General features: G+C 73.4%; 1 protein-coding gene (cut by a window edge). It reads left to right on the plus strand.

Annotation, left to right across the window (positions count from 1 at the left end):
* Positions 1–10,704, plus strand: the end of a protein-coding gene (locus M4D82_RS27365; protein ID WP_249768695.1) for a type I polyketide synthase. Its footprint begins 23,679 nt before the window's first position; the window shows 10,704 of its 34,383 coding nt (coding positions 23,680–34,383); its start codon lies beyond the left edge, outside the window; its stop codon occupies positions 10,702–10,704.
* Positions 10,705–10,755: the final 51 nt, after the last annotated feature.

Below are 10,755 nucleotides of genomic sequence, written 5' to 3' on the forward strand. Positions count from 1 at the left end.
GTCAGTGCGCCGCGTTTGGTGCGCGTGCCGTCGTCGGAGGGTGTGTCGGAGCTGCCGACGGGCTTTGGTGCTTCGTCGGGGACGGTGCTGGTCACTGGTGCCACGGGGAGCCTGGGGCGGTTGTTCGCCCGTCATCTGGTGACGGCGTACGGGGTCGAGCGGCTGCTGCTGACCAGCCGTCGGGGGCCTGACGCCGAGGGCGCGGACGAGCTCGTCGCGGAGCTGGTCGGGTTGGGTGCGCACGTCGACCTGGTGGCCTGTGACATTGCTGATCGGGACGCGCTGGCCAGGCTGTTGGGCGGCGTATCGGCCGAGCATCCGCTGACCGCCGTGGTGCACACGGCCGGTGTGCTGGACGACGGCGTGCTGGCGTCGCTGACGCCGGAGCGGGTGGCGGCCGTGTTGCGTCCGAAGGTGGACGCGGCCTGGAACCTGCACGAATTCACGCGTGAGCTGGACCTGAAGGCATTCGTTCTGTTCTCCGGGGCGGCTGCCGCGTTCGGTGCGGCGGGGCAGGCGAACTATGCCGCCGCCAATGCCTTCCTGGAGGGCCTGGCCGAGCAGCGCCGGGCCGAAGGCCTCCCGGCGACCGCCCTCGCGTGGGGTCTGTGGGCCCCGCAGGCCGGCAACGGCGCGTCGGCCGGCATGGCGGCGAGCCTGGACGAGGCCAACCTGCGCCGCATCGCCCGTGAGGGTGTCGCGGCACTCGCCGCCGACGAGGGGCTCGCGCTCTTCGACACGGCCATGACGGTGGACGCGGCGGTGCTCCTGCCGATGCACCTCGACGTGGCGATCCTGCGGGCGCAGGCGGTGTCGGCGGGCTCGACGCCGGCGCTGCTGCGGGCGCTCGTACGGGTCCCCGCGCGCCGGACGGTCGAGCGGCGCGCCGGCGGTACGGGCGAGGGTGCATCGCCGCTGGTGGCGCGCCTGCTGGCCCTGCCGGAGGGCGAGCACGAAGGTGTCCTGCTGGACCTCGTGTGCGGACGCGTGGCCGCTGTCCTGGGCCACACCGGTGCGGACGCGGTCGATGCCGAGCGGGCGTTCCGGGACCTGGGCTTCGACTCCCTGACGGCTGTTGAGCTACGCAACGTACTCAAGGCCGAGACCGGCCTCCGTCTGCCGCCGACCCTGATCTTCGACTACCCGACGCCGCTCGCCCTCGCCCGCCATCTGCTGAGCGAGCTCGCGCTCGGCGACCAGCACGCCGGACGCGGGCAGCTGATGGCGCCCGTACGGTCGGTCACGGCGGTGACGGACGACCCGATCGTGGTCGTCGGGATGGGCTGCCGTTACCCGGGCGGTGTGCGGACGCCGGAGGATCTGTGGCAGCTCGTCGCCTCGGGCGGGGACGGTGTCAGCGCCTTCCCGACGGATCGCGGCTGGGACGTCGAGGCGCTGTACCACCCGGATCCGGATCACGCGGGGACCTCGTACACGCGTGAGGGCGGATTCCTGCACGATGCGGCGGAGTTCGATCCGGCGTTCTTCGGGATCTCGCCGCGCGAGGCGCTGGCGATGGACCCGCAGCAACGGCTGCTGCTGGAGACCTCCTGGGAGGCCTTCGAGCGCGCGGGCATCGACCCGACCTCCATGCGCGGCAGCCGGACCGGTGTCTTCGCCGGCGTGATGTACCACGACTACGCGAGCGGCTACGGCAACGGCGAGGAGCTGCCCGAGGGCGTCGAGGGATACCTCGGCACCGGTATCTCCGGCAGCATCGCCTCCGGCCGCGTCTCGTACGCGTTCGGCCTGGAGGGGCCGGCGGTCACCGTGGACACGGCGTGCTCGTCGTCGCTGGTCGCGCTGCACTGGGCGATCCAGGCACTGCGCAATGGTGAGTGCGACATGGCACTGGCCGGTGGTGTGGCGATCATGGCGACGCCGGAGACCTTCGTCGACTTCAGCCGGCAGCGCGGTCTTTCGGCCGATGGTCGCTGCAAGTCCTTCGCGGACGGCGCGGACGGCACCGGTTGGGCCGAGGGCGCGGGCATGCTCCTGGTCGAGCGGCAGTCGGACGCCCTGCGGCACGGGCACCCGATCCTGGCCGTGGTGCGCGGTTCCGCGATCAACCAGGACGGTGCGAGCAACGGCCTGACGGCGCCGAACGGCCCTTCGCAGCAGCGCGTGATCCGCGAGGCCCTGGCCAGTGCGGGTCTGTCGGCGGCCGATGTGGACGCGGTGGAGGCGCACGGCACGGGCACGCGCTTGGGCGACCCGATCGAGGCGCAGGCCCTGCTGGGCACGTACGGCCAGGAGCGCTTGGACGGGCAGCCGCTGCTGCTGGGTTCGATCAAGTCGAACATCGGTCACACGCAGGCCGCGGCCGGTGTGGCCGGTGTGATCAAGATGATCATGGCGATGCGGCACGGCGTACTGCCGAAGACGCTGCACGTGGACGCGCCGTCGTCTCAGATCGACTGGGAGGCGGGCGAGGTCAGCCTGCTGACGGAGGCCGTGGACTGGCCGGACACCGGCCGTCCGCGCCGCGCGGGTGTCTCGTCCTTCGGCATCAGTGGTACCAACGCGCACACGATCATCGAGCAGCCGCCGGTCGTGGATGCGGTGGAGGCGACCGAGGCGGGCGTACTGCTGCCGGTCGTGCCCTGGGTGCTGTCGGCGAAGGGCGAGGAGGCCCTGCGGGCGCAGGCGCGCCGCCTTCAGGCCTACGTCCTGTCCGTGCCGGACCCGCGTCCGGTCGACGTCGCGTGGTCGCTGACGTCGGGCAGGGCCTCGTTCGAGGACCGCGCGGCGGTCGTCGCGGCGGACCGCGACGGCCTGCTGGCCGGCCTCGCCGCCCTGGCGGAAGGCCGCACGGCGGCCGGTGTGATCGAGGGCTCGCCGGTCTCCGGCAAGGTGGCATTCCTCTTCACGGGTCAGGGCAGCCAACGGCTCGGGATGGGGCGTGAACTGTACGACGTCTTCCCGGTGTTCGCGGCGGCCCTGGACGCGGTCTGCGATCGGCTGGAACTGCCGCTGAAGGACGCGCTGTTCGGGCCGGACGCCGGTCTGCTGGACCGGACCGAATACACCCAGCCGGCGCTGTTCGCGGTCGAGGTGGCCCTGTTCCGGCTGCTCGAATCGTGGGGCGTCAAGCCGGACTTCCTGTCCGGGCACTCCATCGGTGAGATCGCCGCCGCGCACGTCGCCGGGGTGCTGTCCCTGGACGACGCGTGCGCGCTCGTGGCGGCCCGTGGTCGCCTCATGCAAGCGCTGCCGGCCGGTGGGGTGATGATCGCGGTGCAGGCCTCGGAGGACGAGGTCCTGCCGCTGCTGACCGACGGCGTCAGCATCGCCGCCATCAATGGCCCGCAGTCCGTGGTCATCGCCGGTGACGAGGACGCCGCGGTGGCCGTGGTGGAGGCGTTCAACGGTCGCAAGAGCAAGCGGCTGACCGTCAGCCACGCGTTCCACTCGCCGCACATGGACGGGATGTTGGAGGACTTCCGCCGGGTGGTGGAGGGGCTGACGTTCGCGGCTCCGCGGATCCCGGTGGTTTCGAACCTGACCGGGGCGGTCGTCTCCGATGAGATGGGTTCGGCCGAGTTCTGGGTGCGGCACGTGCGGGAAGCCGTTCGCTTCCTGGACGGTGTGCGGGCCCTGGAGGCGGCGGGCGTGACGACGTACGTCGAGATCGGACCGGACGGGGTGCTGTCGGCGCTGGCCCAGGACTGCCTGACCGGCGACGCGGACGCCGCCTTCGTCCCCGTCCTGCGCGTGGGACGTGCGGAGGCCGAGTCGGTCGTCGCCGCCGTGGCTCAGGCCCATGTGCGGGGCCTGGACGTGAACTGGTCCGCCTTCTACGCCCGTACGGGTGCCCGACGCCTTGAGCTGCCGACGTACGCCTTCCAGCGGCAGCGCTACTGGCTGGAGATGCCGGCGGCGTCGGCGGCCCGCAAGGGTGCCGCCGACGATGTGGACTCCCGCTTCTGGGACGCGGTGGAGCGCGAGGACATGGAGTCCCTTGCCGCCGCCTTGGACATCGACGACGAGAACGCCTGGGGTGTCGTCCTGCCGGCGCTGCCCGCCCTGTCGGCGTGGCGCCGTGGCCTGCGGACCCGGTCCGAGGTGGACGCCTGGCGCTACCGGGTGTCGTGGAAGCCGCTGACGGATGGTGGCGCGGGTGCGGGGCTGTCGGGGAGCTGGCTGCTCGTGGTGCCTGCCGAGGGCGTGGATGACACGGCCGTGGCGGAGGCGCTGACCGGGCGTGGTGCCGAGGTGCACCGGGTGGCGGTCGCGCCGGGTGCGGATCGCGATGCTCTGGCCGGACTGCTGGCCGAGGCGGGTTCCGTCGCCGGTGTGGTGTCGCTGCTGGCGCTGGACGAGTCCGCCGGGGTGGTTCCCACGGCTGAGTTGATCCAGGCGATGGGTGTTGCCGGGATGGAGGCGCCGTTGTGGTGCCTGACCCGGGGTGCGGTGAGTGTCGGTCGGTCGGATCGGCTGGTCTCGGCTGTTCAGGCGCAGGTGTGGGGTCTGGGTCGGGTCGCTGCTCTGGAGCTTCCTGGGCGGTGGGGCGGTTTGATCGACCTGCCCGAGGTGTGGGACGAGCGGGCGATGGGCCGGCTGGTTGGTGTGCTGGCCGGTGGTCTCGCGGGTGAGGACCAGGTCGCGGTGCGGTCGTCGGGGGTGTTCGGCCGTCGTCTGGTGCGCGCGGCCGCCGGGAGCGCGAGTTCCTGGGCGCCGTCCGGGACGGTTCTGGTGACCGGCGGTACGGGTGCCCTCGGTGGTCGGGTCGCGCGGTGGTTGGCCGGGGCGGGTGCCGAGCGGCTGGTGTTGACCAGTCGTCGGGGTGCGGACGCGCCCGGTGCCGTCGAGTTGGTCGAGGAGTTGTCCGGGCTGGGTGTGGACGTGTCTGTGGTGGCGTGTGACGCCGCTGATCGGGACGCCCTGCGGGCCCTGCTCGTGGCCGAGGCAGAGACGCTGACGGCTGTCGTGCACACCGCCGGGATCCTCGATGACGGTGTACTCGACTCCCTGACGCCCGAGCGGTTCGAGAGCGTGCTGCGGGCCAAGGCCACGTCCGCGCTCAACCTGCACGAGCTGACCGTCGAGCTCGGCATCGAGCTGTCGGCCTTCGTGCTGTTCTCCTCGATGAGCGGGATGACCGGTGCGGCCGGTCAGGGCAACTACGCCGCCGCGAACGCCTACCTCGACGCGCTCGCCGAGCAGCGGCGGGCCGCCGGGCTCGCCGCGACCTCTCTCGCGTGGGGCCCGTGGGCCGAGGGCGGCATGGCCGCCGATGAGGCGTTGGACGCGCGGATGCGGCGTGAAGGGCTGCCGCCGATGGCGCCGGACACGGCGATGGCCGTGCTGCGCCAGAGCGTGGCGGCCTCCGCCGACGCGGCTCTGCTGGTCGCGGACGTGGACTGGGAGCGGTTCGGGCCCGCGTTCAGCCTCGTACGGCCCAGCAACCTCTTCGCCGAGCTGCTGGAGACGCGGCCCGCCGGGCCCGTCGACCGGTCCGAGACGGCCGGTTCGCCGATCGAGCGGCTGGCCGGCCTCGGTGCGGCCGAGCTGGAGCGGGAGCTGCTCGGGATCGTCCGTACGCAGGTCGCCGCGGTGCTCGGACATGACGGCGCCGACGCCGTCGGGGCCGAACGGGCCTTCAAGGAGCTGGGCTTCGACTCCCTCACCGCCGTCGAGCTGCGCAACCGGCTCGGCGCCGCGACGGGCGTACGCCTGCCGGCCACGCTGATCTTCGACTACCCGACGGCCTCCGCGCTCACGGCGTTCCTGCGGGACGAACTCCTCGGGACGCAGGCGGAGATCGCGGGCCCGGTGGCCGTCGCGGGCACGGCCGTGGACGACGACCCGATCGCGATCGTGGCGATGAGCTGCCGCTTCCCCGGCGGCGTCCGCACTCCGGAGGATCTGTGGCAGCTGCTGGCGAGTGGCGGCGACGCCATCGGTGAGTTCCCCGTCGACCGTGGTTGGGACCTGGAGCGGCTCTACAGCCCGGACCCGGATCAGCAGGGCACGTTCTACGCTCGCGAGGGCGGCTTCATCTACGACGTCGCGGACTTCGACGCCGACTTCTTCGGCATCTCGCCGCGCGAGGCCCTCGCCATGGACCCGCAGCAGCGCCTGCTTCTCGAAACCACCTGGGAGGCGTTCGAGCGCGCCGGGATCGACCCGGCCGCCGTGCGCGGCAGCCAGGCCGGTGTGTTCATCGGCACCAACGGCCAGGACTACGGAGCGATGCTCCAGGCCGTTCCGGACGGCATCGAGGGCTTCCTCGGCACCGGCAACGCGGCGAGCGTCGTCTCCGGTCGGCTGTCCTACGCCTTCGGGCTTGAAGGGCCGGCGGTCACGGTCGACACCGCCTGCTCGGCCTCCCTGGTCGCTCTGCACTGGGCCGTCCAGGCGCTGCGCAACGGTGAATGCAGCATGGCGCTGGCCGGTGGTGTGACCGTCATGTCGTCGCCGGGTGCCTACATCGACTTCAGCCGGCAGCGCGGCCTGGCCGCCGACGGTCGGATCAAGGCCTTCGCGGCCGGCGCGGACGGTACGGGCTGGGGTGAAGGTGTCGGCATGCTGCTCGTCGAGCGGCTGTCGGACGCCCGCCGCAACGGTCACCCGGTCCTCGCGGTGATCCGTGGCTCGGCGATCAACCAGGACGGCGCGAGCAACGGCCTGACGGCGCCCAACGGGCCGTCCCAACAGCGCGTCATCCGCGCCGCCCTCGCCGGCGCGGGCCTGTCGGCCGCCGACGTGGACGCCGTCGAGGCGCACGGCACCGGCACGACCCTCGGCGACCCGATCGAGGCGCAGGCACTGCTGGCCACCTACGGCCGGGAGCGGCTCGACGGGCAGCCCCTGTTCCTCGGCTCGATCAAGTCGAACATCGGTCACACGCAGGCCGCCGCCGGTGTCGCGGGTGTGATGAAGATGGTCCTGGCCATGCAGCACGGGGTGCTCCCGCAGACCCTGCACGTCGATGAGCCCACCCCGCACGTGGACTGGCAGGCGGGCGAGATCGCCCTGCTGACCGAGCGGCGGGAGTGGCCCGAGACGGGCCGTCCGCGCCGGGCCGGTATCTCCTCGTTCGGCTTCAGCGGCACCAACGCCCACACGATCATCGAGCAGGCGCCGGACATCGAGGACGTGACGCCGCAAGCCACGCCGCAGGAGCGGCCGGCGGTCCTGCCGTGGGTGCTGTCCGCGAAGAGCGACGCGGCCCTGCGCGTCCAGGCCGAGCGCCTGGCGGCGTGGATCGCGTCGGACGACGAGCTGCCGGCTCCCGCCGACGTCGCCTACTCCCTGGCCACGTCGAGGGCGACGCTCGACCACCGCGCCGTCGTCGTCGGACGGGAGCGCGAGGAGTTCCTCACCGCGCTGAAGGCCCTCGCCGCCGGCGAGCAGCCGGCCGGGTCGGTGCGCGGGACGGTTTCCGGTGGCGGGTTGGCCTTCCTCTTCACGGGGCAGGGCAGCCAGCGCCTCGGGATGGGTCGTGAACTGTACGACGCCTTCCCGGAGTTCGCGGACGCGCTGGACGCGATCTGCGCCCGCATGGACGCGCACCTCGAACTCCCGCTGCGCGACGTGCTGTTCGGTGCGGACGCGGAGCTGCTGGACCGGACCGAGTACACGCAGCCGGCGCTGTTCGCCGTCGAGGTGGCGCTGTTCCGGCTCGTGGAGAGCTGGGGCATCCGGCCGGACCTCCTCTCCGGTCACTCCATCGGTGAGATCGCCGCCGCCCACGCGGCCGGTGTCCTCTCCCTGGACGACGCGTGCGCCTTGGTCGCGGCCCGTGGCCGACTGATGCAGGCGCTGCCGACCGGCGGCGCCATGATCGCCGTCCAGGCGTCCGAGGACGAGGTGCTGCCGCTCCTGACGGACCGGGTGAGCATCGCCGCCGTCAACGGTCCGCAGTCCGTGGTCATCGCCGGTGACGAGGACGCGGCGGTCGCGATCGCCGCCTCCTTCACCGGTGCCGGTCGCAAGACCAAGCGGCTGACGGTCAGCCATGCCTTCCACTCGCCGCACATGGACGGGATGTTGGAGGACTTCCGCCGGGTGGTGGAAGGGCTGACGTTCAACGCCCCGCGCATTCCGGTCGTGTCGAACCTGACCGGCTCGCTCGTCACCGACGACGAGATGGGTGCGGCCGAGTTCTGGGTGCGCCACGTCCGCGAGGCCGTCCGCTTCCTCGACGGCATCCGTGCCCTGGAGGCCGCCGGTGTGACGACGTACGTCGAACTCGGCCCGGACGGGATCCTCTCCGCCCTCGCCCAGGACTGCGTCGCCGACGCGGCCGCCACCTTCGCGCCCGTGCTCCGCAAGGGCCGCGCCGAGGCCGAAGCCCTGGTCACCGCCCTCGCCCAGGCCCACGCCCACGGCGTGACCGTCGACTGGGCGGCGTACTTCGCCGCAGCCGGAGCCGGCTTCGCCGCCCGACGCGTCGAGCTGCCGACCTACGCCTTCCAGCGCAAGCGCTACTGGCTGGAGGAGGCCCACCGCCCGGCGGTGGACGAGTCCGGCACGGCGGGCGCGGCGGGCACCGCCGCGGTGGACGCCCCGTTCTGGGAGGCCGTCGAGAACGCCGACCCGGCCGCCCTCACCGCCACCCTGGACATCGACGCCGACCAGCCGCTCAGCGCCCTGCTGCCGGCGCTGTCCGCCTGGCGGCGGCAGCGCGCGGAGCGGTCGGTGGTCGACTCCTGGCGCTACGGCGTCACCTGGAAGCCCCTGGCCGGCGCGGACGCCGCCGCCCGCCCCACCGGCACATGGCTCGTCGTCACCCCGGCGACCGGCGACACCCCCGCGCTCCCCGGGGTCGCGGACGCGCTGCGGGCGCAGGGTGTGGACGTACGGGAGGTCGCGCTGGACGCGGCCGTGACCGACCGGGCCGCCGTGGCCGACCGGCTGCGTACGGCCCTCGCCGGGAACCGGGCCGACGGTGTGGTGTCGCTGCTGGCGCTCGCCGAAGCCCCACACCCGGCCCACCCGGCCGCGCCGGCCGGCATGCTGCTCACCGGCACGCTGGTCCAGGCCCTCGGCGACGCCGACGTCGACGCACCGCTGTGGTGCGTGACCTCCGGTGCCGTCTCGACCGGCCCCTCCGACCGGGTTCGCAGCGCCGCGCAGGCACAGATCTGGGGGCTCGGCCGCGTGGTCGCCCTGGAACACCCCGAGCGCTGGGGCGGTCTGGTCGACCTGCCGGCCGCCGTGGACGGACGGACGCTCGACCGGCTGCTCGCCGTATTCGGCGGGGCGGACGGGCGCGGCGCCGAGGACCAGATCGCCGTACGATCCGCTGGTCTCCTCGTACGCCGCATCGAGCACGCCGCTTCGCCGGCCGCCGCGACCAACGGCGACGCGGGCACGCGCCGGGCACCCTGGCGGCCCCGGGGCACCGTCCTGGTCACCGGTGGTACGGGCGCGCTCGGCGCGCACGTCGCCCGCTGGCTCGCCGCGCACGGCGCCGAGCACCTGGTGCTGGCCGGCCGGCGCGGGGCGCGCGCGCCGGGCATGGAGGCCCTGGTGGCGGAGCTCGCCGGACTCGGCGTCCGCGCCACGGCCGTGGCGTGCGACGTGACCGACCGGCAGTCCGTGCGCGAGCTGCTCGCCGCCCTGCGCGAGGACACCTCCGCCCCCGCCCTGACGGCCGTCTTCCACACGGCTGGCGTCGGCCAGCTGACCCCGCTCGCCGAGACCGGACCGGACGAGGTCGCGGCGGTCCTCGCCGCCAAGGTCGCGGGGGCCGAACACCTCGACGAACTGCTCGGCGAAACGGAGTTGGACGCCTTCGTCCTCTTCTCCTCCATCGCCGGCGTCTGGGGCAGCGGAGGCCAGGGCGCCTACGCGGCGGCCAACGCCCACCTCGACGCGCTGGCGCGCCGCCGCCGCGACCGCGGGCTGACGGCCACCGCCGTAGCCTGGGGGCCGTGGGGCGAGGGCGGACTCGTCGCCGACGACGAGGCCGCCGCGCAACTGCGGCGTCGCGGCCTGCCGGTGATGGCCCCCGACCTGTCCATCGCCGCACTCCAGCAGGCGCTGGACGCCGACGACACGACCGTGACCGTCGCCGACGTCGACTGGGACCTGTTCGTCCCGGCCTTCACCGCCTCCCGGCCGCGCCCGCTCATCGCCGACCTGCCCGAGGTGCGCCGCGTACTCGACGCCGAACGGCAGGCGTCCGACGCCGGCAGCGGCGCCGCCGGCGCCGGCGGTGAAGCCGAGCGGCTGGTGGCCGAGTTGAAGGGCATGGGCGCCGACGAGGCCGAACGCACCCTGCTCGGCCTGGTCCGAGGCCACGTCGCGGCGGTCCTCGGACACGACGGGGCAGCCGGCATCGAGGCGGGCCGCGCCTTCAAGGAGCTGGGCTTCGACTCGCTCACCGCCGTCGAACTGCGCACCCGCCTCGGGAACGCCACAGGGCTGCGCCTGCCCGCCGCGCTCGTGTTCGACCACCCCACCCCCGCCGCCCTGGCCGCGCACATCCGCGCCGAACTCCTCGGCGAGGACACGGCGCCCGCGCTCCCGGCGCTCGCGGAGATCGACAAGTTGGAGTTCGTCCTCTCGTCGGTCCCCGAGGACGACGCCGCCGAACGCGCCCGCGTCACGGCCCGGCTCGAAGCGCTCCTGGCGAACTGGAACAAGGCCGAGCGCGCCGCCCTCGCCCTGGAGGACGAGGAAACAGTCATCGAATCGGCATCCGCCGAGGACCTCTTCGACATCATCAACAACGAATTCGGAAAAGCCTGACCTTGATGCCCGATCCGATGCCCCAGCCCGAATCCCGCATGCGATCCGCAT

Origin of the sequence: Streptomyces sp. RerS4 (assembly GCF_023515955.1) — a bacterium.
Classification (GTDB): domain Bacteria; phylum Actinomycetota; class Actinomycetes; order Streptomycetales; family Streptomycetaceae; genus Streptomyces.